Origin of the sequence: Pantoea anthophila (assembly GCF_006494375.1) — a bacterium.
Lineage (GTDB): Bacteria > Pseudomonadota > Gammaproteobacteria > Enterobacterales > Enterobacteriaceae > Pantoea > Pantoea anthophila.
The window spans coordinates 138,005-164,592 of sequence record NZ_VHIZ01000037.1; the positions used below are offsets into that span (position 1 = coordinate 138,005).

24 protein-coding genes are annotated in these 26,588 nt (G+C 58.0%); 16 read left to right on the forward strand and 8 right to left on the reverse strand.

All coding sequences use genetic code 11. The features are described 5' to 3' along the window. Window positions 1–50: 50 nt before the first annotated feature. The 6 genes from FJW00_RS07825 (at window position 51) to uca (ending at window position 7,872) form a co-directional block, all read left to right on the forward strand. Complete coding sequence (locus FJW00_RS07825; protein WP_140923431.1) at window positions 51–1,109, forward strand: putative urea ABC transporter substrate-binding protein; 1,059 nt, start codon at window positions 51–53, stop codon at window positions 1,107–1,109. Window positions 1,110–1,133: 24 nt separating this feature from the next. After that, window positions 1,134–1,949, forward strand: coding sequence for an ABC transporter permease (locus FJW00_RS07830; protein ID WP_009092975.1), 816 nt, complete (start codon window positions 1,134–1,136; stop codon window positions 1,947–1,949). Further along, window positions 1,946–2,731 carry an ABC transporter ATP-binding protein gene (locus FJW00_RS07835; RefSeq protein ID WP_111208723.1) on the forward strand — a complete coding sequence of 262 codons (786 nt, stop codon included), beginning with the start codon at window positions 1,946–1,948 and terminating at the stop codon, window positions 2,729–2,731. The genes FJW00_RS07830 and FJW00_RS07835 overlap by 4 nt, the downstream gene beginning before the upstream one ends. Beyond that, on the forward strand, window positions 2,728–3,456 hold the full coding sequence (locus FJW00_RS07840; protein WP_140029177.1) for an urea amidolyase associated protein UAAP1: 729 nt from the start codon (window positions 2,728–2,730) through the stop codon (window positions 3,454–3,456). The genes FJW00_RS07835 and FJW00_RS07840 overlap by 4 nt, the downstream gene beginning before the upstream one ends. Window positions 3,457–3,466: 10 nt before the next feature. Further along, entirely contained in the window at window positions 3,467–4,102 is a 636-nt protein-coding gene (locus FJW00_RS07845; RefSeq protein ID WP_140923432.1) for an urea amidolyase associated protein UAAP2, read from the forward strand. 164 nt (window positions 4,103–4,266) lie between these two features. Continuing rightward, a complete protein-coding gene (gene uca, locus FJW00_RS07850; RefSeq protein WP_140923433.1) occupies window positions 4,267–7,872 on the forward strand; it encodes an urea carboxylase in 3,606 nt (1,201 codons plus the stop codon). A gap of 41 nt (window positions 7,873–7,913) precedes the next feature. Here the strand turns inward: uca and FJW00_RS07855 are convergent, their stop codons facing one another. Next, window positions 7,914–8,816 carry a LysR substrate-binding domain-containing protein gene (locus FJW00_RS07855; RefSeq protein ID WP_140029179.1) on the reverse strand — a complete coding sequence of 301 codons (903 nt, stop codon included), beginning with the start codon at window positions 8,814–8,816 and terminating at the stop codon, window positions 7,914–7,916. Between the two features lie 100 nt (window positions 8,817–8,916). On the opposite strand from FJW00_RS07855, the gene FJW00_RS07860 reads away from it, so the two are divergent. Next, window positions 8,917–9,690 carry a HalD/BesD family halogenase gene (locus FJW00_RS07860; RefSeq protein ID WP_140923434.1) on the forward strand — a complete coding sequence of 258 codons (774 nt, stop codon included), beginning with the start codon at window positions 8,917–8,919 and terminating at the stop codon, window positions 9,688–9,690. Here FJW00_RS07860 and FJW00_RS07865 read toward each other — a convergent pair. The 3 genes from FJW00_RS07865 to FJW00_RS07875 form a co-directional block, all read right to left on the reverse strand. Beyond that, a complete protein-coding gene (locus FJW00_RS07865) occupies window positions 9,649–10,752 on the reverse strand; it encodes a DUF2817 domain-containing protein (protein ID WP_140923435.1) in 1,104 nt (367 codons plus the stop codon). The genes FJW00_RS07860 and FJW00_RS07865 overlap by 42 nt on opposite strands. Window positions 10,753–10,787: 35 nt before the next feature. Beyond that, window positions 10,788–11,558, reverse strand: coding sequence for an ABC transporter substrate-binding protein (locus FJW00_RS07870; protein ID WP_058958086.1), 771 nt, complete (start codon window positions 11,556–11,558; stop codon window positions 10,788–10,790). A gap of 166 nt (window positions 11,559–11,724) precedes the next feature. Then, entirely contained in the window at window positions 11,725–12,633 is a 909-nt protein-coding gene (locus tag FJW00_RS07875; protein ID WP_140923436.1) for a LysR family transcriptional regulator, read from the reverse strand. A gap of 124 nt (window positions 12,634–12,757) precedes the next feature. On the opposite strand from FJW00_RS07875, the gene FJW00_RS07880 reads away from it, so the two are divergent. From FJW00_RS07880 to FJW00_RS07895, 4 genes are all read left to right on the forward strand, one after another. Then, a complete protein-coding gene (locus FJW00_RS07880; RefSeq protein ID WP_140923437.1) occupies window positions 12,758–14,131 on the forward strand; it encodes an MFS transporter in 1,374 nt (457 codons plus the stop codon). 3 nt (window positions 14,132–14,134) lie between these two features. Further along, window positions 14,135–14,530, forward strand: coding sequence for a DUF4440 domain-containing protein (locus FJW00_RS07885; RefSeq protein ID WP_140923438.1), 396 nt, complete (start codon window positions 14,135–14,137; stop codon window positions 14,528–14,530). Window positions 14,531–14,598: 68 nt separating this feature from the next. Then, the gene (locus FJW00_RS07890; RefSeq protein ID WP_140923439.1) at window positions 14,599–15,117 is read left to right on the forward strand and encodes a GrpB family protein; all 519 of its coding nucleotides are present in this window, start codon (window positions 14,599–14,601) and stop codon (window positions 15,115–15,117) included. Window positions 15,118–15,238: 121 nt separating this feature from the next. Then, window positions 15,239–16,270 (forward strand): helix-turn-helix domain-containing protein, encoded by a 1,032-nt coding sequence (locus FJW00_RS07895; protein ID WP_140923440.1) that lies wholly within the window; start codon window positions 15,239–15,241, stop codon window positions 16,268–16,270. Here the strand turns inward: FJW00_RS07895 and FJW00_RS07900 are convergent. Then, the gene (locus FJW00_RS07900) at window positions 16,176–17,261 is read right to left on the reverse strand and encodes an alpha/beta hydrolase family protein (protein ID WP_140923441.1); all 1,086 of its coding nucleotides are present in this window, start codon (window positions 17,259–17,261) and stop codon (window positions 16,176–16,178) included. The two genes, FJW00_RS07895 and FJW00_RS07900, sit on opposite strands and share 95 nt — an antisense overlap. Window positions 17,262–17,465: 204 nt before the next feature. Next, a complete protein-coding gene (locus tag FJW00_RS07905; protein ID WP_009092990.1) occupies window positions 17,466–18,674 on the reverse strand; it encodes an aldose 1-epimerase family protein in 1,209 nt (402 codons plus the stop codon). A gap of 365 nt (window positions 18,675–19,039) precedes the next feature. Here FJW00_RS07905 and FJW00_RS07910 point away from each other — a divergent pair, with 365 nt between their 5' ends. The 5 genes from FJW00_RS07910 (at window position 19,040) to FJW00_RS07930 (ending at window position 22,651) form a co-directional block, all read left to right on the forward strand. After that, a complete protein-coding gene (locus FJW00_RS07910) occupies window positions 19,040–19,597 on the forward strand; it encodes a peroxiredoxin (RefSeq protein ID WP_009092991.1) in 558 nt (185 codons plus the stop codon). A 24-nt stretch (window positions 19,598–19,621) separates the two neighbouring features. Continuing rightward, complete coding sequence (locus FJW00_RS07915) at window positions 19,622–20,863, forward strand: protein-disulfide reductase DsbD family protein (protein WP_140923442.1); 1,242 nt, start codon at window positions 19,622–19,624, stop codon at window positions 20,861–20,863. A gap of 47 nt (window positions 20,864–20,910) precedes the next feature. Continuing rightward, a complete protein-coding gene (locus tag FJW00_RS07920) occupies window positions 20,911–21,465 on the forward strand; it encodes a sigma-70 family RNA polymerase sigma factor (protein ID WP_140923443.1) in 555 nt (184 codons plus the stop codon). Beyond that, window positions 21,452–22,093 (forward strand): DUF1109 family protein, encoded by a 642-nt coding sequence (locus tag FJW00_RS07925; protein ID WP_140923444.1) that lies wholly within the window; start codon window positions 21,452–21,454, stop codon window positions 22,091–22,093. The genes FJW00_RS07920 and FJW00_RS07925 overlap by 14 nt, the downstream gene beginning before the upstream one ends. Before the next feature lie 150 nt (window positions 22,094–22,243). Continuing rightward, window positions 22,244–22,651, forward strand: coding sequence for a GFA family protein (locus tag FJW00_RS07930; protein WP_140923445.1), 408 nt, complete (start codon window positions 22,244–22,246; stop codon window positions 22,649–22,651). A 15-nt stretch (window positions 22,652–22,666) separates the two neighbouring features. Here FJW00_RS07930 and FJW00_RS07935 read toward each other — a convergent pair whose 3' ends face one another. Together FJW00_RS07935 and fdhF are read right to left on the reverse strand one after the other, a co-directional pair. Next, window positions 22,667–23,152 (reverse strand): helical membrane plugin domain-containing protein, encoded by a 486-nt coding sequence (locus tag FJW00_RS07935; protein WP_140923446.1) that lies wholly within the window; start codon window positions 23,150–23,152, stop codon window positions 22,667–22,669. After that, complete coding sequence (gene fdhF, locus FJW00_RS07940) at window positions 23,152–26,124, reverse strand: formate dehydrogenase subunit alpha (RefSeq protein WP_140923447.1); 2,973 nt, start codon at window positions 26,122–26,124, stop codon at window positions 23,152–23,154. The genes FJW00_RS07935 and fdhF overlap by 1 nt, the downstream gene beginning before the upstream one ends. Window positions 26,125–26,588: the final 464 nt, after the last annotated feature.

The following is a 26,588-nucleotide window of genomic DNA, read 5'->3' on the forward strand; positions in this document are numbered from 1 at the left end:
TCTGGTGTCTTGCGCTGCTCCCGTTTTTTTGTGCCAACCAGAGGTCAACCATGAAGACATTTTCCCTTCTCCGCACGCTCATTCTCTCCCTGGCACTGCTGGCCAGTGGGCCTTCTTTCGCCGCAGTTAAAAAAGAGTTCAACGTCTGCTGGACCATCTATGCGGGCTGGATGCCCTGGGGCACGATCGCTAATGAAAAAATCATCGATAAGTGGGCCAGCAAATATGGCATTAAAATTAATATCGTCCAGCTGAATGACTATATCGAATCGATCAACCAGTACACCGCAGGGCAGTTCGACGGCTGCACCATGACAAATATGGATGCCCTGACCATTCCCGCCGCGGGCGGCGTCGATTCCACGGCGCTGATCACCGGCAGCTACTCCGAGGGTAACGACGGCATCGTTCTGAAAGGCGTGAATAAAAAACTCAGCGACCTGAAAGGCATGTCGGTTTATCTGCCCGCGCTGTCCGTATCGCACTATCTGCTGGTGCGCGGTCTGGAAAAGGCCGGACTGCAGGAGAAGGATGTTAAGGTCGTGAACACCTCTGATGCCGATATCGTCTCCGCCTTCGGCACCAGCGGTGTCAAAGCCGCAGTGGCCTGGAACCCGCAGCTTTCCGTCATCAAAAAGAGTCCGCAGACCACAGAAGTGTTCAGCTCCTCCGCCGTGCCGGGCGAGCTGATCGATATGATGGTCGTGAACACAGCAACCCTCCACGATAACCCCGCACTGGGCAAAGCGCTGACCGGTGCGTGGTTTGAGATGATGGCAAAAATGCAGGCGGGCGATACTCAGGCGCTGAGTGCGATGGCCGCGGATTCCGGCACTGACCTCGCCGGTTATCAGGCACAGCTCAAAACCACCCATCTGTTCCCGACTCCCTCCGCCACAGAGGCCTTTGTCGCCTCGCCCGACCTGGCAAAAACCATGCAGCGCGTGGCCGCGTTCTCTTTTGATAAGGGTCTGCTCGGCGAGGGTGCGCAAAGCGCTGACTTTATCGGTATGGCCTTTCCCGGCAACCAGACCCTCGGCGACAAAGCCAACATCAGACTGCGCTTTGACGACAGCTATCTGAAGATGGCCGCGGCAGGCCAGCTCTGAATTCCGGGCTGAGGAGCTTACGCCATGCGCCACATTAACCGTTATCCCCGGCAGGGAATGCGCCTGACGCTGATGCTGTTGCCGTTTGTCTTGCTGATCGCCGCCTGGTTTATCAGCTCGGCGGTGCGGCTGGAAGCAAACCCGCAGGATAAACTGCTGCCCGGTCTGTCGCAGATGATCGCCGCGGTTGACCGGATGGCGTTCACGCCCGATAAACGCAGCGGTGAGTTTCTGCTTTGGGCGGATACGCTGATCAGTCTCACCCGTCTGCTGACGGGCCTGATGATCTCTGCGCTGATCGGCCTGGGCATCGGTATTGCCGCCGGGGTGTTTCCCATGACCCGCGCGGCGCTGTCGCCGTTTATGACCGTCGTGTCGATGATCCCGCCGCTGGCGCTGCTGCCGATGCTATTTATCGTCTTCGGGCTGGATGAGCTGTCAAAAGTGATGCTCATCGTCATCGGCATCACCCCGATGCTGGCCCGCGACCTGGAACAGCGGGCGCGGGAGATCCCCATCGAGCTTTTCATCAAAGCCCAGACGCTGGGCGCGAACAGCTGGACGGTGGTATTGCGGGTAGTGCTGCCCCAGCTGCTGTCGCGACTCATTACCTCGCTGCGCCTGCTGCTGGGTTCGGCGTGGCTGTTCCTGATCTCCGCCGAAGCCATCTCTGCCACCGCCGGGCTGGGTTACCGCATCTTCCTCGTCCGCCGCTACATGGCGATGGACGTCATTATTCCTTATGTCATCTGGATAACCCTGCTGGCCTGGCTGATGGATCTGGCGCTGCGTCAGCTGCACAAAGCCTGTTTCCCGTGGGCGGAAGGAGGCCGGGAATGAGTTTTATCGATATCAAAAACATCTGGCAGGAATATGGCGACCACGTGGTGCTGGAGCGCATCAATCTGCAGGTCAGGGAAGGGGAGTTCTGCTCGCTGGTGGGCGCCTCCGGCTGCGGGAAATCGACCTTCTTACGACTGCTGCTCGGTCAGGAGCAACCAACGCGCGGCACCATCACGCTCGATGGTGAGCCGCTGCCGGCGGAGCCCGATCGCAGTCGCGGCGTGGTCTTTCAGCGCTACTCGGTTTTTCCTCATCTCAACGTGCTGGATAACGTCACCATCGGTCTGGAACTGCCGGCGTCACCGCTGTGGGGCCGGCTGCTGGGCGCCCGAAAACGTCAGGCGCGTCAGCAGGCCAGAGAGATGCTGGAGCGAGTGGGGCTGAGCCATGCGCTCGACAAATATCCGGCGCAGCTGTCGGGCGGGATGCAGCAGCGGCTGGCGATTGCCCAGGCGTTTGTCATGCAGCCACGGGTGCTGCTGCTGGATGAGCCCTTTGGCGCACTTGACCCCGGCATCCGCAAAGATATGCACGCCCTGCTGCTTCAGCTCTGGAGCGAAACCCGCATGAACGTCTTTATGGTCACGCACGACCTTGCCGAAGGGTTCAACCTGGGCACCCGGCTGCTGGTTTTTGACAAGGTGCGCCTCGATCCCCAGGCACCCAATGCGTGGGGAGCGCGTATCACCTATGACATTCCGCTCAACGAGACGCGGCTGTCCCAGCTGGCGACCGGCCGTAAAGACAACATTTACCCCTTAAAGGAGATCGCTCAATGACTGCACTTTTTCACTCCGGCCCCAGCCTGCGCGAAGAGCAGATTCCTGGCGGCGCGCATACCTCGCTGATCCTGCGTAAGGGCGGGATCCTGCGCCTGACCGATATCGACGGCGGGGCTAACGTCAGCGCCATGATGCTCAATCCGCACGAAAAAAGTGAACGGCTGAACCTGCCCGACACCCTCAAGGGTCAGCACACCGCGCGGCTGACCACCGGCCACTGTTTTTACTCTGATATGGGTCGCGTCCTGGCGGCTATCGTGGCGGACAGCTGCGGCTGGCATGACCCGTTCGGCGGCGTCCTTAACGCCGCCGAGACGCACGACAAGTACGGCAGCGGACGCTATCAGGAACTGCGCAACGGTTTCTACCGTAACGGCGTCGATAACCTGCTGGTGGAGATGGGTAAATGGGATCTCGGCCTGCAAGACCTGCTGATGGTGGTGAACTTTTTCAGCAAAGTCACGGTGGATGAGGCGGGGCGCTTTGCCTTCATTTCAGGCAACAGTCAGCCCGGCGATTTCGTTGAGCTGTATGCGCCGATGGACGTGCTGATCGTCCTGACCGCGCTGCCTCACCCTCAGGATCCCGCCACTGAGTATCTGCCGCGCCCGATTCAGCTGAACTGGTATCAGGCCGATGCGGGTCAGGCCCTTAGCGACGCCATTTTCACCCGCGATGAAAATCAGCGCGCCATGCAAAACACCCAACACTTTTCCCTGTAAGGAGGCTATGATGACAGCGATTACCTCTGATTATCATCCTGAAACGGCAGTCTGGCGTCATGTGATCCCGGCCGGGGAGCCCTGTCTGTTCGAGGTCAAAAAAGGGCAGCGGCTGCGGCTGCTCGATCTCGAAGGTAACCAGGCGATCGATACCCTGTTCTATCGAGCCGATAACCCCCGCGAGCGCTACGATCCCCAGCGCACCCTGCGTCGTCAGGGAAAGGTCTATCTGACTACCGGCAGCGTGCTCTACTCCAATCTCGGTAATCCGCTGCTGACCCTGGTTGCCGATACCTGCGGACGCCACGACACCCTGGGCGGGGCCTGCTCCCAGGAGAGCAACACGGTGCGCTATGCCCACGATAAGCGCTACATGCATAGCTGCCGGGATAACTTTCTCTGCGCCTGCCTGCATGATGGCCGCCTTCACAAGCGCGACATCGGCGCCAATATCAACTTTTTTATGAACGTTCCGGTGACGCCGGAAGGGGGGCTGACCTTTGAAGATGGACTGTCAGCCCCCGGCAAATATGTTGATCTGATTGCGGCGTGTGACGTGATGGTGCTGATCTCGAACTGCCCCCAGCTCAATAACCCCTGCAACGGCTGGAACCCGACGCCTGCAGAGGTGCTGGTGTGGAACTGAATCTGCATCCGACAGCGCGACAGCCGGGCCTGACATTCCCGCTCTGATCGATCGCCTGTCTGCCTCTACCGCCGCTGCACTGTTCAGGTGCCGGTCATCCCCGGGGACGGCCCCAGGGAATAGCAAATTCTGCGGGACGACCCGCCTCCCTGTGAGCATCACCTATGTTTGATACGTTACTGATTGCCAATCGTGGCGCGATCGCCTGCCGCATTCTGCGTACCCTGCACGCCATGCAGGTGAAAGGCGTCGCCGTTTACTCTGAGGCTGACCTGAGCAGCCTGCATATCCGTGAGGCGGATAGCGCGATCAGCCTGGGCGACGGGCCCGCCGCGCAAACCTATCTGGTGGCGGAGAAGATCATCGCCGCCGCACGGCAGAGCGGGGCGAAAGCGATCCACCCCGGCTACGGTTTCCTCTCGGAAAATGCCGACTTTGCCGAGGCGTGCGAGGCGGCGGGCCTGATTTTTGTCGGCCCCACGCCGCAGCAGCTGCGTACTTTCGGCCTGAAACACACGGCACGCGCGCTGGCAAAAGCCGAAGGCGTTCCGCTGCTGGAGGGAAGTGAACTGCTGGCGGACCGCCATGAAGCCCGCCGGGCAGCGGCCCAGGTCGGCTATCCGGTCATGCTGAAAAGCACCGCAGGCGGCGGCGGCATCGGTATGCGCGTCTGCCGCGATGAGGATGAACTCGCCGACGCGTTTGACACGGTGCAGCGTCTTGGCCAGAACAACTTCAGCGATGCCGGGGTCTTTCTCGAAAAATATATCGAACGCGCCCGTCATCTTGAGGTACAGATTTTCGGTGATGGCAAAGGCGGAGTGATCGCGCTCGGCGTGCGTGACTGCTCGGTTCAGCGTCGTAATCAGAAAGTTATTGAAGAGACACCTGCACCCAATCTGCCTGACGGCATGGCAGAGGCGCTCTGTTCCGCCGCCATCGCCCTGGGCAAAGCAGTGAACTATCGCAGTGCCGGAACGGTCGAATTTGTCTATGACAGCGCGGCGCAGCACTTCTATTTTCTGGAAGTGAACACCCGCCTTCAGGTCGAACATGGGGTCACGGAGCAGGTGTGGGGGGTTGACCTGGTGCAGTGGATGATCGAACTGGCCGCCGGGGAGCTCCCGCCACTGGATCGTTTAGCCGCCACGCTGAAACCACAGGGCCACGCCATTCAGGCCCGGATCTACGCGGAAGATCCGGGACGGCAGTTTCAGCCATCACCCGGTCTGCTGACCGATGTTTTTTTCCCGCCAGCCGGAGGAAAGACGCTGCGTATCGACCGCTGGGTGGAGGCGGGCAGTGAAGTACCGCCCTTTTTCGATCCGATGCTGGCGAAAACCATCGCCTGCTGTCCCACTCGCGACGAAGCCATTGCCACGCTCGCTCAGGCGCTGGCGGAAACCCGGTTATATGGCGTCGAGACCAATCGCCTCTATCTGCTGCAGATACTGGCTTTTGCGCCATTCACCACAGGGGAACCCTGGACCCGCTGTCTGGAGCAGCTCAGTTATCAGGCGGCTACGCTGGAGGTGCTGAGTGCCGGAACCCAGACCAGCGTGCAGGACTATCCCGGCCGTCTGGGCTACTGGGCGGTGGGGGTGCCGCCTTCGGGACCGATGGATGACCGCGCGCTGCGCTTCGGCAACCGCCTGCTGGGCAACGCTGAGGGCGACGCCGCGCTGGAGATCACCCTTAACGGCCCGACCCTGAAACTGAATACCGATGTGCAGGCGGTGGTCTGCGGAGCGCCGCTCCCCGTCACGCTGGAGGGGGTCGATCAGCCGATGAATACCGTCTTTGCTGTTCCGGCAGGCTCAACGCTGAAGCTGGGCGCGATCGCAGGTTCAGGCGTCAGAAGCTACCTCTGCCTGAGCGGCGGGATTCAGGTGCCGGATTATCTGGGCAGCAAAAGCACCTTTACGCTCGGCCAGTTCGGGGGACACGGAGGCCGGGCGCTGCGCAGCGGCGATGTGCTTCACCTGGCACCGCGCCCGGCAGACGTGACGGGCACAGCACTGCCCGCCTCGCTCTGCACGGGGCTGGCCGCGGTGCGCACGCTGAGGGTAATTTATGGCCCCCACGGCGCGCCGGAGTTTTTTACGCCCGACTATATCGGGACTTTTTTTGCCACCGAATGGGAAGTGCACTTCAACTCCAGCCGTACCGGTGTTCGCCTGATTGGACCGAAGCCGATCTGGGCCCGCGAGAGCGGGGGTGAGGCGGGACTGCATCCTTCCAACATTCATGATAATCCTTACGCGATTGGCGCAGTGGATTTCACCGGCGACATGCCGGTCATTCTCGGTCCCGATGGCCCCAGCCTGGGCGGCTTCGTCTGCCCGGTGACGGTCATCGAAGCGGATCTCTGGCAGCTGGGGCAGCTTAAAGCCGGTGATAAGGTGCAGTTTGTGGCGGTGGACATTCCCACCGCCCGCCGACTGGCCGCAGGAGGACGTGCCGAGCTGGCAACGCTTCAGCCACAGACGATCGCCTGGCAGCCGGCACCGCTCACGTCGCCTGTCGTGATGACCTGCGGCAAAGAGGATAAGCGTCTGGTGGCGCGTCTCTCAGGCGATACGCATCTGCTGCTGGAAGCTGGCGAGCCGGAACTGGATCTGGTGCTGCGTTTTCGCATCCACGCGCTGATGCAGGCGATGGAAGCGCAATCCCGTCCGGGTGTCGTTGATATCACGCCCGGCATCCGCTCCCTGCAGATCCATTTCCAGCCGGAAACCCTGACCCCGGAGGCGCTGCTGGCGTGGGTGCGGGAGGCGTGGGAGGGGGTCTGCACAAGTGATGACCTTCAGGTGCCGACACGTGTGGTGCATCTGCCGCTCTCCTGGGACGATCCCGCCTGTCAGAAAGCGGTCGGGAAATATATGACCACCGTGCGGCAGGACGCCCCCTGGTGCCCGGACAATCTGGAGTTCATCCGCCGGATCAACGATCTGCCGGATAAGCAGGCAGTATGGCAGACGGTGTTTGATGCCCGCTATCTGGTGATGGGGCTGGGCGACGTCTATCTCGGCGCGCCCGTCGCCACACCGCTGGATCCCCGCCATCGTCTGGTCACGACGAAATATAATCCGGCACGCACCTGGACGGCAGAAAACTCGGTGGGGATTGGCGGGGCTTATCTCTGTGTCTACGGCATGGAAGGGCCTGGCGGCTATCAGTTTGTTGGCCGCACGCTGCAGATGTGGAATCGCTATCGGGATGTCGCCGATTTTGGCGGTAAGCCCTGGCTGCTGCGCTTTTTCGACCAGATTCGTTTCTATCCGGTTTCGGCTGATGAGCTGCTGCAGATCCGTCGCGATTTTCCCGTAGGACGCTATCCGCTGCGCATAGAACAGGGCACGCTGCGGCTGGCGGAATATCAGCATTTCCTCGACCGTGAAGCCAGGAGCATCAGCGCGTTTCGTCAACATCAGCAACAGGCCTTCAATGCTGAGCGTGACCGCTGGATAGCCAGCGGACAGGCACATTACACCACGCAGGAGAGTGAGGTGGCGGAAACGGGAGACGCGCCGCTTCAGGACGGGGAGCAGGGCGTCGAAAGTCCGGTTTCCGGCAACCTGTGGCAGGTTCAGACCGCAGCGGGATGCCGCGTGAAGGCGGGCGATACGCTGGTGGTGCTGGAATCGATGAAAATGGAGATTCCGCTGCTGGCCCCCTGTGACGGGGTGATTCAGCAGGTCAGCGTGCAGCCGGGCAGCGCCGTGCGGGCAGGACAGCGGGTGGCCATTATTCTTGAAGATCGGTCTTAACAGCCCTGCGTGACAGGGTCACCTGTCATGCAGAACACTTCTTAGCCTGCGCCCGCTTCACGCAGCCAGGTAATCAGCGCCTCGCTGCCCGGCTGACTCAGCGTGCGCTGCGGCCAGGCAAGATAATAGGGTTTGCTCAGCGGCAGACTGAAATCGTCGACGATCACCAGTTCGCCCCGCGCCAGCTCCGCCGCGATCAGGCGGCGCTGCCCCAGCAGCAGACCGGCCCCCGCCACGGCAGCATCAATTGCCAGCGAGGTCAGATTGAAACTGAATGCGGGCTGCGGAGCCGGTTCGTCCACGCCTCTGGCCTGAAACCAGCTTCGCCAGTCCGGCAGGAACCGGCCCTCATTGCCCCAGTCGAGGTGAATCAAAGGAGCCTGACGGAAGATCGTTTCTGGCGTATAGCGCTGGAGTAAGGCGGGGCTGGCAACCGGCAGCACCTCATCATGGAATAACCACTGTTTGTCCAGCTGCGGATAGCGATCTTCGCCAAAGCAGATGACGAAGTCTGCAGGCATCGCTGTGAAATCAACCTGCGCGTGCGTGCCGTGTAACGACAGATCGCTATCGGGGCAACAGGCGCGCCAGCTCGCCAGCCGGGGCAACAGCCATTTGGACGCCAGCGCGGGTAAGGCATAGAGCGTGAGTGTCGGCGCTTTCGCCGCATGGCGAATGTTCTGCTGACCCAGGTGCAGGATATCAAAGGCTTCGGTGACGTAACGCAGATAGGCCTTGCCGGTGTCAGTCAGCATCACGCCGCTCTGGGTGCGTAAAAAGAGCGCACTGCCGAGCTGCTCCTCCAGCTGACGAATCTGCTGGCTCACCGCCGCCGGCGTCAATGCCAGCTGGGCCGCCGCTTTCGCCAGGCTGCCCAGTTCGGCGGCCACTTTAAAGGACTGGATAACACTGATTTTAGGCAACCGGGGTGAGTGGGCAGGCATTAACGCTTCCTTATCAGGGTATTAAGTTTTTATCGTTACACAGGCTTAGCAGGCGACAGGTAGAGTAGCATCACTCCTGCTCATGATGAGAACTGTTGCTATGACTGACTCCCTGGTTCGTCTTGATCTTCATCCGCTGGCCGATCGTGGCTGGCGTCACCGCTGTCGTGAACAATTGAACCACGCTGGCGCGCTGGTCCTGCGTCAGTTCTTACAGACCGCCGCTCTGGAAGCGATAGTTCAGGAGGGCAACGCGCAGCGTCACCTGGCTTACCACACGCTCAGCAAACATAACGTTTATCTGATGAAACCTGATGCGGACTTCAGTGCCGATCATCCGCGCAATCGTGACGTGATCAGCACCAAAGGCTGCATTACCGATGACGCTATCGCGACCGACTCCCCGCTGCGTCAGCTTTATACGGATGAGCTGTTCAAACAGTTCCTGTGCGACGTGCTGGGAGAGGACGCGCTCTATCCCTATGCCGATCCGCTTTCGTCGATCAACCTGCATTATGCGCCTCACGGCCAGGAGCTGGGCTGGCACTTTGACAACTCCTCTTTTGCTATCACCCTGCTGGTGCAAAAACCGCAGGCGGGCGGGGTGTTTCAGTATGTGAAGGATCTGCGGGATGCCGATGCCGGTGAGATGAATTATGCAGGCGTCGCGGCGGTGCTGGATGAACGGCTGCCGGTCGAGGCCTTGGCGATTGAGCCCGGCGATCTGGTGCTGTTTCGCGGGCGCAACGCCCTGCACCGCGTGACCCCGACCGAAGGTGAGGTGACCCGCATGCTGGCGGTGCTGGCTTACAACACGCAGCCCGGCATTGCGCTATCCGAAACCGCGCGGATGACTTTTTACGGCAGACTGTGAAATCAGGGCACGCCAGCCGCGCTCAAAGATTTGCTGCGTGCGGAAAGCCACTAACGACCGCCAGTCTGCATCGCAGGGCCAGAATCCTTCGACAAGGTTTGCTTTGATCCTCTGGCCCTCTGCACTGGCGGGGTCGCCAGAGAGATGAAGCCAGTGATCGTCCCGCACCCGCCGATGCATCTCTTCCCCTTCATAAGTTCCGCATTCGACCACCAGCGGTAAAATCAGCGTGCCGGCAAGGGAGGTCAGCAGATACTGTGACAGATAGCCTGTTGCGGTTGCCGTAATGCCGGTGGCGCTTTCCCGCCCGGCACCGGTATAGAGCAGCGTCAGCCACTCGCCATAAATGTCTTTGCCCCACTCATGGGCGGCATAATGCTGCTCTGCAATGGAGAGCAGCATGGGATGGCCCCAGGCTCCGGCTCCGGTGTGGAGATCGAAGCTGATGATGGTTTTCGCCACGGAGAGATGCTGCGCAACGATCTCCGCCATCGTGTTAAAGGACCAGGCGGGCTGTGTTCCGCCAAAGAAAAAGCCTTCAGCAGACGTATACTGTCCCGCTTCTGCAATGCGTTTAACTGCCTGCCAGCCGGTGTCACGCAGGACTTCGGTCAGCTGCCGATCAGCGCTGTCACGGTCGCCATGATAAAGGGAGTGTAACCCGGCGTAGGCGGGGTTAGCGGGCAGCGGCTGGCTGAAGTCAATAAAATGACGGTTAAGATCGATATTATCTTCATTGACGCGCCGCAGATGGGCCGCGCCCCAGGGATTAAGCAGATGCACCAGCACCAGCGCCGTGTCAGCAGGGAGCGCGTTTTCGTCGCGCGTCTCCAGCCAGGCTATCTGGCAATCCGAGCCATAATAACCTTCGACGCCGTGTATGCCGGAGATAACCAGCATCACGCGTGACGCGTCGGCAGGACCCCGTCGGGCCACATCCGTATAGAGCGCCTCGCCCTGCGGGCCAGGCAGGGGATGGCGGTAAGAGGTCACCACCGCACCTGTGCGCTCTGCAGCCACCAGAAAGCGTGCGCGCTGAACCTGATAGTCGGGCAAGGCCATAGTTTCCAGACGCCTGCAATCGTCGCGCGGGACCGTCACGGGTAAACCCTGAATCTGAAGTACTTTCTGGTCAGCTGGTCGTAGGTGCCGTTGTGATGAAGCTCCGCCAGCGCCGCGTTGATCATCTTCAGGTTAGCATCATCGCCCTTGCGTAACGCGATACCCACACCATCGCCAAATATCGCTTTATCCACCAGGGTGCCTTTAATGGCGTAAGGCTTGCCTTCCTGAGTAGTGAGAAATCCCTGCTCAGCGGAAACCGCGTTGGCCAGGCTGCCATCGAGACGCCCGGCAACCAGATCGGGATAGACCTCCATCTGATTAGGGTAAGAGATGACTTTCACGCCCTGGCCTTCCCATTTAGTTTTGGCGTACGTTTCCTGAATGGTGCCCTGAGCCACCCCGATCGTCTTGCCGCGCAATGAGGCAACGTCGGTCGTCAGATTACTGGCCGCCGGTGCCAGTAACGCACTGGGGGTGTTGTAGAGCATGTCACTGAAAGCCACCTGCTGGCGACGCTTATCGGTCATCGACATCGCTGACAGGATGGCATCAAATTTCTTCGCCTGAAGGGCAGGGATGCTGCTGTCGAACCCCATCTGCACCCACTGACACTTCACCTTTGCCTGCGCACAGATGGCATTACCAATATCGATGTCAAAACCCTGCAGCGACCCATCTGCCGCCTTAGATTCAAAAGGGGGGAATGTCGGGTCAACCCCGAAGCGCAGCGTCTGCTGCGCCAGAGCCACCTGTGAGAAAGCGGTGAGCGAAAACAGTAACGCGAGAGAGACGTTCTTTTTCATGTTTATTTCCCGGAGTCAGGTGAATGTCATAGTGACCTAAGATTTAATAGCATGGGGGTTCTCTCATCACCAGCGAATAACCGCACTGAACCAGAGCAAAATCTTATAGTAATAAAGGGGTTAGCGGGTTTTTATGCGGTATTGACTTTTGCTTAATGACGGACCATTACCCTCTGAGGGACGTGAGCCGCTGATGCAGGAAATCGATAAACGATCGGACTTTCTCAGGCACATGGCGCGTATTGGGGTAAAGCGCATAAATCCCCTGCTGCGGAAAGTGATGATCGGGCAGCAAGCGAACTAATCCGCCATTCGCAATGTCATCTGCAACAAGCCACTCAGGCAGGATCGCCACGCCTGCCCCTGATAACGCAAAAGCCCGTAAAGATGAAGCGCTGTCGGCGACAATCCTGGCGGGGTGACGGGCGCTCAGAAGCACACTCTCTCCGTCCGGGGTCACTATCTGCCAGCTTAAGGGCGTCGACAGACGACTGTGCGCTATCCATGTTGCTGACGCGAGCTGTTCGGGATTCTTGATGGCGGAGTGAGCCAGGGTGTTGAGGTAAGAGGGCGCTGCAACCGCATAAATCGCAAATTGATCGAGGCGTCGCGCATGATGAGTCGAATCGGCAAGATGACCCAGACGTATCGCCACATCAAAGCGCCCGGCAATAAGGTCATCGGTCTGAGACGATGACACATGCTGTATCCGCAGCTGAGGGTGTTTTTCCGCAAACGCAGCCAGGGCTGGCACGATGACGCGCGCACCATACTCAGGGGTAGTCGTAATCCTGAGTGAGCCGCTTAATCCTGTGTGATCGCCGCGAACATCCTCCAGCACGCTTTCCGCATCCTGAAGCAGCTGAAGGCAGCGATGATAAAATCGTTCGCCGGTATCGGTGGCTGAAACACGTCGGGTGCTTCTGACGAGTAACGAGACACCCAGCTCTTCTTCAAGCTGTTTGATGTTGAAGCTCACGACGGCCCGGGTAAGTCCGAGCGTCTGAGCGGCCCCGGTAAAACTGCCAGCCCCGACGACGGCGACGAAGATTCCTAGCCGCTGCATATTGATCATTGTGCTTCCTTTGGGTGAGACCATTGTCAAAATAATTTTGACAGTGTAACAAGCGGGGGTGAATTTATCCCCATACTGGCTCCCCCTATACTGCGTGCCTCCTGTTCTCTACGCCGGAAAAAATATGAGTTATCGCGGGCGCGTGGCCAGCCTTTATCTGCTGGGTTTTTTCGTCGACTTAGTGAATATGTTTATCGCCAATGTGGCATACCCTGAGATCGGCAGACAGTTTGATGCACCGGTGAGCCAGCTGGCGTGGATAAGTAATGGTTACATCCTGGGTCTGACACTGGTCATCCCGCTGAGTGGCTGGCTGGCCAGGCGTATAGGGTCCAGACGCCTGTTTATGCTTTCACTGCTGGTTTTTATGGCTGGCACCTGTGGCACAGGCGCATCAACCTCAATGGCTCAGCTCATCCTGTGGCGTTTCATCCAGGGTCTCGGCGGCGGACTGTTGATCCCCCTGGGTCAGACGATGACTTATCAGCTCTACAGGCGCAGTGAACGCGCAAAGTTATCGTCTGCCGTCATGCTGGTAGCTTTGCTCGCACCTGCACTTTCGCCTCTGTTGGGGGGTGTGCTGGTGGAGAGTCTGAACTGGCGTTGGGTGTTCCTGAGCAGCCTGCCACTCGCGGGTGTGGCGTTTGTTCTGGCGGCATGCTGGCTGAAAGCAGAGAGGGCGCAGGAATCATCTGAAGCTCTGGACCTGGTGGGTTTAATCAGCAGCTGTACCGCGCTCACGCTAATCCTTCTCGGGCTGACCGCGCTGGGTGAAGCTGACCGCTTTGCTCTGGGGGCAGGGATGCTGCTTATGGGTGTGATAACGCTGGCTGGCTACGTGAAGAACGCGCTGGGAAAGCGCCATCCCCTGATTAACCTGCACCTTGTCAGGGAGCCGCTTCTGCAGACCGCCATGCTGATTTATCAGTTCATACCCGGGGTGTTCACCGGGGTCAGTATGCTCACCATGCTCTATCTGCAAAACCAGCTTGCTATGCACGCAGGCTTTGCGGGCGCACTGATGCTGCCATGGTCACTGGCTTCCTTTGCCGCCATCAGTCTGACCGGCAGGCGATTTAACCTCTGGGGACCGCGCCCGCTGTTTATCGCTGGATGTCTGGTGCAGGCTGCAGGCATTGGTATGCTGGCAATGACAGACCAGACAGCAGATGCCGTTGTTTTTGTCATCGCATTCACGTTGATGGGATTGGGTGGCAGCTTGTGTAGCAGCACGGCTCAGAGTTCTGCATTTATTCAAATCACCCATAACGATCTGGCTGATGCCAGTGCCATATGGAATATCAACCGGCAACTCAGTTTTTGCCTGGGTGTCACACTGGTCAGCCTGCTGTTTAACCTGCTGGTGAATACAGGCTTCCCGGTGATGCGCGCTTATCATCTCTGTTTTGTTATAGCGGCATGCAGCGCTGTCGTTCCTGTGCTGTGCTGTTTTCGTATTTCAAATCAAAAGGTTGTTAGTACCCTTAATGAGGAGTGAAAAATGAACCGTTACTGTCAGGAAGTTCTGGATGCCCATACGCTGATCAGCCGCTGGCTCGGCGATGAAACGGCTCACGATGACGTTTGCGAGAAACTGCTGGGCCGTTTTAGTCCTGCGTTCTCCATGGTGACACCGGGCGGCACCGTGCTGGACTTTGCTGCTCTGAACACTTTTTTCCGCACGCAGCGTGGGGCAAGACCGGGTCTGAACATTGATATCGGCGATATGCAGGTCATTGCTGAAGGCGAAAAATCTGCCACCGTCGTCTATAAAGAGTGGCAGCAGCTTCCCGGACAAAGCGCCACGCTCCGTTTTTCTACGGTGGTGTTTGAATCAGAGGATGATGGCAATATACGATGGCGCCATCTGCACGAGACAGCGTTGCCGCAGGCATAAAATCAGATGGCTGCTAAATGCGCATAATCTATCTTATGTTAAATAAGTGTTTCAGAGAGCATGCTGCTATGCGAACCGTTGTTGTTGTGCCCTACGATAATCAATGGCCTGCACTGTTTGCGGCCGAAAGTGTCATGCTAAAAACATTACTGAATGGCGCGGTTATCGTCCTTCATCATATCGGCAGTACGTCAGTACCCGGACTTGCGGCCAAACCCATCATTGATATCCTGCTGGAAGTAACTGACATCAATGCACTGGATACCTGCTCCCCTGCATTGAGCCGCGCCGGATATCTTGCGCGCGGTGAATCGGGCATTGCCGGACGCAGATATTTCACTAAGGGAGGCGATCAGCGCAGTCATCATCTGCATGCGTTCGCGGCGGGAGATAAAGAGATTTTGCGGCATCTTGCCTTTCGTGATTACCTGAGAGAAAACAGACGGGTTGCTGATGATTACGCTGAGCTTAAACAGGCGGCAGCTTCACTGTGCCGCAATGACAGCCAGCGTTACAGCGCGCTCAAGACCGATTTTATAGAACACCATCTGCGGATGGCGCTGCGTGCCATGAACAGTCAGTCGTGACGCGCCGTTATGTTAAATGAGCATGCGCCTTTTCATTTCCGCGACGGACTTCCGGCAGAGAAGACAACCCTCTGACATTTATGTAATCATTCAGTAAAATTCCTGTTCTGGTTATACCTCTATGCTCTCGGTGCCCTTTCCCGTCATTACGCTGATTGCTCTGCTTTTGCTGATCGCGGCCCTCTGCATAGCAGGCGCGCGCCATAACGGCGCACTGCGCTTCCTTTTTGCCAGCTTCATCCTGATATTAATCAATACGCTGCGCTGGGAGTTTCACTCCGATCTACTGAGAAACCTGCAGTCAGTCATGGCCATTTTTCTGCCCGCTATTGCATGGAGCAGTTTCGTGCCGCCCGGCGAGCACAGGCAGAAGCGCTATGTGCTGATGCTGTTTGTACCCGTCGTTTTGTCACTACTGATCCGACTGCTGTGGGCGCCGGCGACAGATGTCGTGCTGGGCATACTGTTTTTCAGTTATGGCGTGGCTCTTTTCAGAGCGACGGGAAAACCCCCTTTCCGTTCTCTGCGACCGGGTGAGATTTCTCACTCTGACAGGCTCGCGCTGTTTGCGGGTTTCTTTCTCTGCTCCTCTTCGCTGACTGACCTTCTGATTGCTGTCGACTTCAGCTTCAGCGGGGGGAAATATGCCACCTCGATCGTGGCAGTTACGCAATTTGCGCTGCTGCCTCTGGTGGGAACGCTTATCTTCAGACTCATCAATCCGCCCACGCTCATCGGGTCAGCCCCCGGTCAGGAGCAGAACAGAGATAAAGAGAGAGCCGGGACGGCTGAGTTGACCGCCTTATACAGTAAGCTGGAAAAGCAGGTTCGTGAGGATGAACTCTACCTGAATCCGGATGTGACACTGGCGCTGCTGGCGAGGAAAACCGGCATACCTGCCCGCCATGTTTCTGCCGCCGTTAACTCGGTCAGACAGTGCAATGTTTCACAGTGGATTAATGGATTCAGGGTTGAACGGGCAAAAGCGTTGCTGATTAACACCGCTCTGCCCGTGACGCACATCATGATGGAATCAGGCTTTATGACGAAGTCTAATTTTAATCGTGAATTCCTGCGGCTTTCCGGAACGTCGCCGGGGGCGTATCGTCAGCAGGCGCGGGATAATTCAGGGCTGACTGCAGAAAAAGCGTGATTTGGCTCGTCAGTTGCTGATGCAGTGCTCCGCGGTCAGCGCCCCGATCATCCTGACACACGATGCCGTCGCCGGGAGAAGCTTCATCTATAAGCTTCTCGCCACCCGGTTTGCATAACTGCATAAAACTGAAATGCGTAGCGCCCTTAACGATGCGGTAATGGTGCAGGGATGCAGGCAGGTTATCCGCAATATAGGCAGACTCCTGCGCCGCAGGCAGCTCTCCCAGGCTGTCATTACCCGCCGCCAGGATAAGAATAGGCAGCGTCATTCGGGTGAGACTTTGGGAAGTAAAACCCGGCGCTAAACCCGCATCGAGTGAAACCACGGCACCGATCCTGCTATCACGAAGATCAGAGAAGCGATCCTGTGCGGCCACCTCATTCATTCCCAGCTTATTTGTCAGCCTGCAGTCACCACGACGCGGAAATCGCTGACAGCTGCTCAGGAAAAGCGAAGGGTCGAAACGCGCTCCGGCCAGTGAAAGCACCGTCCATCCGCCAAGCGAGTGCCCGATAGCCGCGATTCGTGTGGTGTCCGCAGCGCCAGCAAGATCGGAATGGAGGCTGATGAAATCAATCACCCGCGAGAGTTCACGGGGGCGCCGCCACAGTTTTTTGGCCGCGTCAGGATTCTGATCGAACGTCGTCGTACCGGGATGATCGGGAGCGGCGACAATGTATCCCTGCGCGGCCAGGGCGGCTGCCAGCCAGGAGAGGTTTCTCCAGCTTCCGTTGTAGCCATGCGAAATCACAACGAGAGGATGCCTGCCAGGTATCGGGGAGGCATCAGGGATCACGCTGACCCCGACAAAAGCGGCATTTTCTCCGACCGTTTCTCTCTTCCCTTGCTGGATTGCCGGATACCAGATGGCCACACTGAGAGGACTTCCCGCCGAGTCTGATAACTCCACCTGCCGGAATCCCGGCGCTGCCTGTCCTCCTGCACAGAAAAATAAAAGGGATAACGCGATAAGGCGTGTTCTGACCATGAGTGATGCCCTGCTGTAATGAGTGAAGGCACAGTAATAATCCGCTGCAGGGTTTCAGCGCGTCCTCAAACACGATCCAGGTCCTGATTTTTACCGGCTGCGTGGTTTTTCGCGCTTTCAGACCCTCAATAGCCTCATGACGTGACCCGGTTCAGAAGGAAGATCCCGACGTGCCCATCGGCAGCGTCGGGACAGCAGGGGGCGTTACTCTTTCGCGATCGGCGTCTCGCTCTCGTCAATCTTCGTCTCGCCCTGAATGCTCCTGATGCGTTTCTCTACATCACTGACCTGCTCGCTGCTGTGCAGCAGGGTGTAAGTCAGATCAAACGCGGTGCTTGCACCCGGCTGCAGCTGCTTTACGCGCTTCTGCTCACGTTCAATCGTCACCGGATAGGCATAACTGGTACCGGGTTCAATACCGGTGACATAACCCTGTTTCAGGGTGTCGGTATTTTTCCACAGGGTCAGCAGCGGCAGCTGGCGGGTATCAAACTGGATTGAGGCACCGCCCGTCCCGGCTTTATTGATGACTGCGGCAACGGTCTGGTGATTGCTGTCCGACAGCGGCTTGATGTTAAACACCATCTCATCAAAATCTTTGGTCGGACCTTTATAGGTCTGCCACTCTTTTAATCCGGCTTTGGCATAGTCGTTGAACGGACTGATACCGGACATCGGTGCCAGGAAGCGTGCGCCCTCTTCCAGAATCGGCGTGCCGAAGTTGCTGTGATAGATGATCTGATAGTCATGCGGATAGTCAGCATGGTTGGTCAGCACATCATGCAGGCTGAAGCTGTTACTGCCCGGCACATAGCGCAGTTCGGTCAGGGTCTGCAAATCGGCTTTCTTAAAGGTGCTCTCTTTAATCAGACCCCGAATGCGGATCTCATGGGGTGCCGCATCAGCCACTTCAACCTCCAGCTGAGAGACAGGTGTGTTACCGGCTTTGCCGTGCAGCGTATAGATGCGCCCTTCGTCCGTCACCGGATGACCGGTCCATTCATAGCCGCAGCGCACCATCATCTCATTAAAGCCATCCAGCCAGCCCAGGCCATTACGGCTTTCAAGATTGATGTAAGCCGGGTTGACCACCTCTTTCACGGGAGAATCCCAGCCCATACGGGAACCAAAACCTTCCACGCGCAACAGATTCATCCCGCGGGTCGGACTCAGCGTAATGGTCAGGCCATCCTGACTGCGAATCGTCAGGATCTTACTGCCCTCCTGCTTACCGCCGTGGAGCACTTTCTGTTCGATGCTGAACGGTTTACCCTGCAACTTCAGCTCACCGCTGGAAATCTGCCAGTTTCCCTGCTCCGTGCCTTGTTCAGCACTCGTCAGCACCCAGGTTTTTGCCGCAGCAGAACCTGAAACCAGCACCGCCAGTACTGTTAACGCCAGTTTAATCTTCATTCATCGCTCCGTTAGCTGAATCGTTTTTTCATAACATAAGTAAAATTTACTGACTGAAGGTTAAAAGAAACGTGACGATGCTCACCTGACGTGAAATGGCTCTGTTTTAGCGACAGTAATGCGGGCTGAATCACATAAAAGCGTCCGGAAATGAATAATCACGACGGATTTTGTGAAACTGAACATGTCTGGCTTTACTCGATTCAGCCTGTGACACGCACTGTTCTCATAACCGGCAGATAACAGTGGATTAAAAAAACGATAAAAAAACTTTCAGACGCCGCAACTTTTTCCAGTTTTAAACGAACCTGTTAACAGGGACGTCAGACAACCCCGTCTGATCGTCAATGGAGAGAGTAAAGCCAATGAAAAAGACCCTGAAAACCCTGGCTGTCGCGACGCTGCTGGCCCTGAGTGTTCCGGCAACCTCCGCCTTTGCGGCATTACAGGCTGGAGAGAAAGCGCCAGATTTTAAACTGGATGCGGCCCTGGCGGGTAAATCCACCACCTTTTCACTGCAACAGGCCCTGAAAAAAGGCCCGGTTGTGCTCTACTTTTTCCCTGCGGCCTTCAGTGCGGGCTGCACGCTGGAAGCGCATGATTTTGCTGAAGCGACCGACGAGTTCAGTAAACTGGGTGCGACCGTCATTGGCGTGACCGCGGGTAACACCGATCAGATTGCGAAGTTCTCTCAGCTTGAGTGCCGTGACAAGTTTACCGTTGCCGCCGATCCGGGTGCGAAAGTTGCCGCAGAGTATAAGAGCACGATGGAGATGAAGGGGCAGAAGGTGTCAGACCGCACCTCTTACGTCATCGCGCCCGATGGAAAAATCCTGCTGAGCTACACCGATAAAAACCCTGACGCGCATATCCAGAAAGCCATGGATGCCGTTAAGAAATATCGTCAGGCCAACCCGGCATAACTTCATCATCTGAGCAGGTAAATCATGCTGACTGCGATTGCAGCCGCCTTTCTGGGCGGCATTATTCTGAACCTCATGCCCTGCGTGTTTCCGGTGATTTCACTGAAAGCGCTGAGCCTGATCCGCCATCACGCTACCCCTTCGCACGCCAGAGCGGAGGGCGTGGCGTTTCTGCTCGGCGTCGTGGTGACCATGGTCGCCCTGACGGCGGTGCTGCTGCTGGCACGGGCAGGCGGTGCATCGGTGGGCTGGGGCTTTCAGCTGCAATCGCCACTGGTCATTGCTGCCCTGATTCTGGTGATGCTGGGTTCGGCGCTGAACCTGCTCGGACTGTTTGAAGTCGGGCTGTCGATACAGCGGGTTGGCGGCGTGGGAAGCGACCGCGGTGGTCTGGTGGGGTCGGCACTGACCGGCGCGCTGGCTATTATCGTCGCCACGCCCTGTAGCGCACCTTTTATGGCGAGCGCAGTAGGCTACGCGCTGACGCAGCCCCCGCTGGTCAGCCTGGTGATCTTTATCGCGCTGGCGCTGGGCTTCGCTGCCCCCTTCACCCTGATCTCCTTTTTCCCGGTGCTGGCGCGGATTCTGCCAAAACCGGGCGCCTGGATGAACACACTCAAACAGGGCCTGGCCTTCCCGATGCTCGGCGCGGTGGGCTGGTTGATCTGGGTACTGGAACGTCAGGCAGGCTCAGCCGCTCTGGCCGCGATCCTGGCCTGCTGCCTGCTGCTGAGTTTTGCAGCGTGGCTGTATGGCATGGCGCAGAAACGCCGTATGATGGGTCAGCATCACGGGATGCTGCATGTTGCCACCGCGTTTTTCCTCGCGCTGGTCGTGGTGCCTTTGATGAACCTCAACAGTTTTGCCGCCGCACCTGCCGACACAGATAGCGCCTCACAGGCGGCCGCTGCCGTTGCCTGGTCACCGCAAAACGTTGACGCGATCAAAGGCCAGGGCAAGCCCATTTTAGTGAACTTCACGGCCTCCTGGTGTATCACCTGTCAGGTCAACGACCGCACTTCGCTGTCGACGCAGGCGGTAAAAGCCGCGATGGCGCGCACCAGTACGATCTACATGGTGGCGGACTCCACCCAGTACAATCCTGATGTGGAACAGGCACTCAGCGACTTCGGTCGTGGCGGACTCCCGCTCTACGTGGTCTACCCGGCTGACGGGGGGAAACCGGAAGTGCTGCCACAGGTGCTGACGCCGGGGATTGTCATTTCAGCGCTGGATAAGGCGACGGAAAAAGGAAAGAAAACCTGAAACGACTGAACCAACATGCGCCTGGGGCGCTGACCGGCTGATGTCCGATGCCAGAAACTGATCGGCGCGCACAGCAGTGGCCAGCGCTGATGGCACGCGCACAGGCGGGCGACAGAGCGGCCTATAACCAGTTACTGAAAGCGATGGTTCCGGCCATCCGGGCGCTGGTGTGCAAAAAAATCCGCGACGAGGCCCTGGCTGAGGATGTGATTCAGGAGACGCTGCTGGCGATCCACCGGGTGCGGCATACCTACGATCCGCAGCGGCCTATCCTCCCCTGGGTAGCGGCTATCACCGCTGCCCGGACCATTGATGCGCTGCGTCAGCATGGCCGACGTCAGGAAGTCCAGGATGAGGAGGTGCTGCAACGCCAGCCTGCTGCCGGGGCTGACACCGCCGCCGATGCCGATATCCTCTCGGGTTATCTGGACACCCTTCCGCTGCGCCAGCGGGAAATTGTTGAATCCGTACATCTGCGTGAGCAGAGCCTGGCGCAGGCGGCCGCTGAAACGCATCAGTCGCTCTCTGCGGTTAAATCCCTGTTGCATCGCGCAATGGTTAATCTTCGTAAATATGGACGGGGTCATCATGAAAAATCATGACCAGTTAATCAATCAGCTCAGCGCCTCTGCGCAGCCGGTACGGCGGGTGTGGCCAACACCCTGGCGGGTGGCGGGCTGGATCGCGCTGGCCCTGCCGTGCGGTGCGCTGAGCAGCTGGGCATTTCACACCAGGCTGACAGACTGGTCGCAGCCCGGCGCGTTACTGGCGCTTGCCGGCCTGGTGCTGTCACTTATCATCGCGGGCAACATGCTGGCGGCGGCCTTTACACTGAGCATTGCGGGCAGGAAACCCCTCAGCCTGCGCGGTTCGGCGGTGCTGACGGCAATCTGGCTGGCGCTGAATCTGATCAATATGTCATCGTCGGAACCGCCAGCGGCAGCAGGCCGGTTTGGTGAAGGGATACACTGCTATCTGTTTATGCTCTCTGCCAGTATGCCGATGATGCTGATCTCTGTGGTTGCCCTGCAGCGCACCCGATCACTCCATCCGGCGCGCAGTCTGGCCCTGACCGGCTGCAGCAGCGCATTCACCTCATCTATGCTGCTGTCGCTATGCCATGAAACCCACCTGCATGCCATCGACTTCTCCATGCATCTGGCCGCAGGCCTGACCATCGTGGCTCTGACGGTGCTGGCGGGCCGCCGCTGGGTCAGGCTGGAGAGGTAACCGCGACGGCGTTCACACTCTGCAGCCGCTTTACCCCGCGCTGACCACCCCCGCTCTCCGTGTTAGCAACAAATCCGGCGCGGAGGCTGTCAAAACTCAGGCTTTGGCGTAGGCTGAAAGCTGGCTGGAATTACGACACGGGAGAAGGCAATGCACGAAGAACTAACGGCTCAATGCCACTGTGGCGCAGTGGCATTCAGGGTGACGCTGAAAGATGGGTTTAACACGGTGCGCCGCTGCAACTGCTCATTTTGCCGGATGCGCGGCGCAGTCGTGGTATTTGCCACCCACGTGGCGTTAACGCAGGGTGAGGCGCAGCTCACCGAATATCGCTTTAACAGCAAACAGGTGGGACACTACTTCTGCTCGGTCTGCGGCATCTACACCTTCCATCAGAGCCGCTCGCAACCCGATCAGTTCGGCGTGAACGTCGCCTGCCTGGACGGGGTTTCGCCCTTTGATTTCACCGACGTGCCGGTCTCCGATGGCATGAATCACCCCAAAGATGGCGGCGCCGGTGGGATCGCGGGTCATCTGGTTTACACGACGACCCGCTGAGCCAGCCGGGAAGCACTAATCCCGGCTCGGTTTGCCGCTGAAACGGGTGATCGGCTTCTCCTCTTCCCTGTCGATCTGCTGAGAGAAGACATCCAGCGCCGTCAGGAGAGGACGCAGGCCGCGCCACAGCTCCTCATCATTGAGCAGACGGATGATGCCGCGAATGCCCGGCGCGGCTTTTTCCTGACGGGCCTCTTCCCGCGCCGGTTTGACGGCCATTGCCGCCTCACGCACTGCCTGCAAAAGATGATTGAACCGCTCGGGCGGTACGCTGCCCAGCGTCATCATCAGCAGCGAAATGTTCTGAAGGGCATTCTGCGTGCCGGGCTGATTAAGACCCGATACCAGAATCTTACCCACCTCGCTATTCGACTTCACCAGATCGTTCGCCAGGCGCAGAAAACCGTGCTGGTGGAGATTTTCAATCAGCTCATCCATCGCCTCTCTGGCGGTCGGTTCGGTTCGCGCAGGCGTGACCTGATATGTTATCCGTTCAGCCATTAAAATTTCTCCGGTTTTTCAACATGTTCAGGTGGCTCACGATAGCCGGCCTGCTGCCACTTTTGCTCAATGGGCAGATGATCGAGTGGGGTCCGGCTGCCGTGCCGGAAGTTGTGAAGCGGCATCGGATCGGGCTGCGGCCGGCGGTCAATGCGCTTCATATTGACGGCAATCTCTTTATAGGCGGGTGTGTTGACATCAGGATCGTGATGTTCCCCGGTCAGGGCATTAACGCCATCCTTTCCGTGGTGGATTGGCATAAAGAGAATATGACCGGCCACGCGTTCGGTAATGACAACGGGCACATCGACCGAACCGCGCCGCGAGGTGATACGCACCCACTCCCCTTCGGTCAGGCTGCGCGACGCCGCCAGCTCAGGTGAGATCTCCACAAAGGCGTTGGGCGAGAGTGACAGCATGCGTCCGCCCTGCCCGGTCTGATTCATCGACTGAAAATGCTCCAGCATCCGGCCGTTATTCAGCAGCAGATTATATTCCGCATCCTCCTGCTCGGCGGGAGGCTGCCAGCTCAGCGGATAGAGCCGGGCTTTGCCATCCGGGAAGTTAAACCGCTCGGTATAGAGCCGCGGAGTACTTTCGCCTGCCGCGCTCACCGGCCAGAGCTGGGACTGCCAGCCGACCAGCTGTTCATAGCTGACGCCCGCAAAGATTTCTGCAATCCCTGCCGCTTCCGCCATGATCGCACCGGGATTCGGATAGTGCCACGGGTGGCCCAGACGGGCGGCGAGTTCGGTAAAAATCTGCCAGTCAGGTCGGCTGTCACCCAGGGGTTTCATCGCCGGAGAGAAGTGCTGGATACGCCGCTCGGTGTTGACATAGGTGCCCTCTTTTTCGACGCTCGGGCAGCCGGGTAAGACGACATCGGCAAATTCAGCGGTGCGCGACATAAAGATGTCCTGCACCACCATAAATTCCAGTTTACTGAAGGCAGCGTGCACCGACGCGGAATCGGCATCGGCAAAGGCCGTATCCTCCCCGGTGATGTACATTGCGCGAATCGTGCCCTCACCGGCCTCTTTCACCATTTTAAAGTTATCGGCCCCCGCTTTGTCGGAGAGCGCTTCCGGTGCCACGCCCCAGGCATGCGCCCATTTTTCACGCATTGCCGGATCGGTCACTTTCTCATAGCCAGGGTAGAGATTACTCAGACAGCCAAAGTCACTGGCGCCCTGCACATTGTTATGGCCCCGCATCGGATAGCCACCGGTGCCGGGCCGGCCATAGTTGCCGGTGACCAGCAGCAGATTCGACAGTGCCGTGCTGGTGTCTGCGCCGTGGCTGTGCTGCGTGATGCCCATCGCCCATAAAATACAGGCACTGCCCGCCTGGCCGATCATCTCTGCGGCTTCGATCAGCGCCGGTTCGCTCAGGCCACAAATCTCGCTGGCAAAAGCCAGGGTAAAGGGAGCCAGTGAAGCCCGGTACGCCTCCACCTGATTAACCCGCTGCGCCAGAAATGACTCATCGGCATAACCGTGGTCAAACATATATTTCGCCATCGCTGAGGCCCACACCAGATCGGTGCCGGGACGGATGCGCAGATAGCAATCGGCACGCTCTGCCATTTCATGACGGCGCGGATCGACAACCAGCAGCTTCTGACCGCGATGTTTGTGACTCTGTTTGATGTGAGAGGCGATAACCGGGTGGTTTTCAGAGAGGTTACTGCCTACCAGGACTATCAGTTCCGTCTGCTGCAGGTCTGCAATCGTTCCGGCGTCACCGCCATAACCCACGGTGCGAAACAGTCCCTCTGTCGCCGGGTTCTGGCAGTAACGGGAGGAGTTGTCGACGTTGTTAGTGCCGAAGATCAGCCGGGCAATTTTCTGCGTCAGATAGGCTTCTTCGTTGCTGGCTTTACTGGAGCCGATAAAGCCAATCGCATCCCCGCCGTGACGCCGCGCCACGGCCTGCAACCCCTCCGCCACCCTTTGCAGCGCCTCATCCCAGCTGGCGGGCCGGAAACGTCCGTTCTCACGGATCAGCGGGGTGGTCAGTCTTTCAGGACTGTTCACGAAGTCCCAGCCGAATTTGCCTTTCACGCAGGTCGAAATACCGTTGGCGGGGGCCTCTGCCACCGGCTGAATTTTCAGGATGTGGCGATCGCGGGTCCAGATTTCAAAACTGCATCCGACGCCGCAGTAAGTACAGACCGTTTTAGTCCGTTTGATTTCCGACTGCCGCAGTGCCACATCAATTTTTGAAACGCCGGTGATCGGCTCCATGCCGATGCTGTTCTCCAGCGCTTTGACGAAGTCGATAAGCGGGCGCTTCAGCCCTTCATCCATCGCCGTAAAAGGTCCCGCATCGGGCTGCATGGTTTTTTCCAGCAGTGCATTGCAGGGGCAGACGGTGACGCAGTGACCACAGCTGACGCAGCTGGAACCGGCGATTTCGGTGCCGCCATCCCACAGCACACGCGGGTGGGCCTGAGTGTAGTCAATGGAGAGCGTCTCGTTAACCTCGACATTCTGGCACGCTTCAACACAGCGACCGCACAGGATGCACTGGTCAGGGTCGTAGGTGTAAAACGGATTAGAGTGATCTTTCGCGTAGGGCTTGGGCTGATGAGGATAGTACTGAATCGGAATATGCATATCGGCCACGGCGTTATGCAGCGTGCAGTCCCCGGTATTGTGTTCGCAGACGGTGCAGTAGAGCTCATGACGGTTAAGCAGGCGATCCATCCCCTCCTGCTGCATCGCCTCCAGCACCTGGCCTTCACTCTGCACCGTTAAGCCCTCTTCGGTTCGCAGCGTACAGCCCCGCACCCGCTCACCGTTGGCTTCCACCCAGCAGACATCACAGCTCTGTAAGGGCGACAGCGCCGGATGGTAACAGACATGAGGCAATTTTTTTCCCTGGGCATCCAGAAAATCGATCAGCGGCTGGTCGGCCAGGCCCTGCATCCGTTCACCATTGAAAACAATAGTGCAGTAATTTTCACTCATATAAGCCCCATGGCGACATTGCGAATAGCTTCCGGCTGGAAAAATACCCCTGAATTTATAGGGTTGCCTCACAAGCTTAGTGAGGATTAGCCACTACGCCATCTGTACGGCTACGCTTATCCGGGTTAATCGCTGACAGTTAAGGCTTTTTTTAAATGTAATGACTTTTTACCAGCCAAAATCAGCGCGCCTGATGAGGCAGGCGTCGGACGATGCCCGGCTCAATGGGGTTCCGCTGCTAAGCGACATTTATGCCGCTGCTGAAGAAGGGTGTTCAGGCCTCTTATCAGGTATGTTGTAACTATGAAAAAGTGAGAAGCCATTTATCTGAAACGTCACGCGCGTTTTATCCTGCCTTGCATAACGCTTTTTTCGGCAGAAAACGTCTCCGTGTTTATCTGACAGGTGCCGGTTTACCTTACCGCTTATTAACTGAGTATAATAACGCACCGTCACTTCATTAT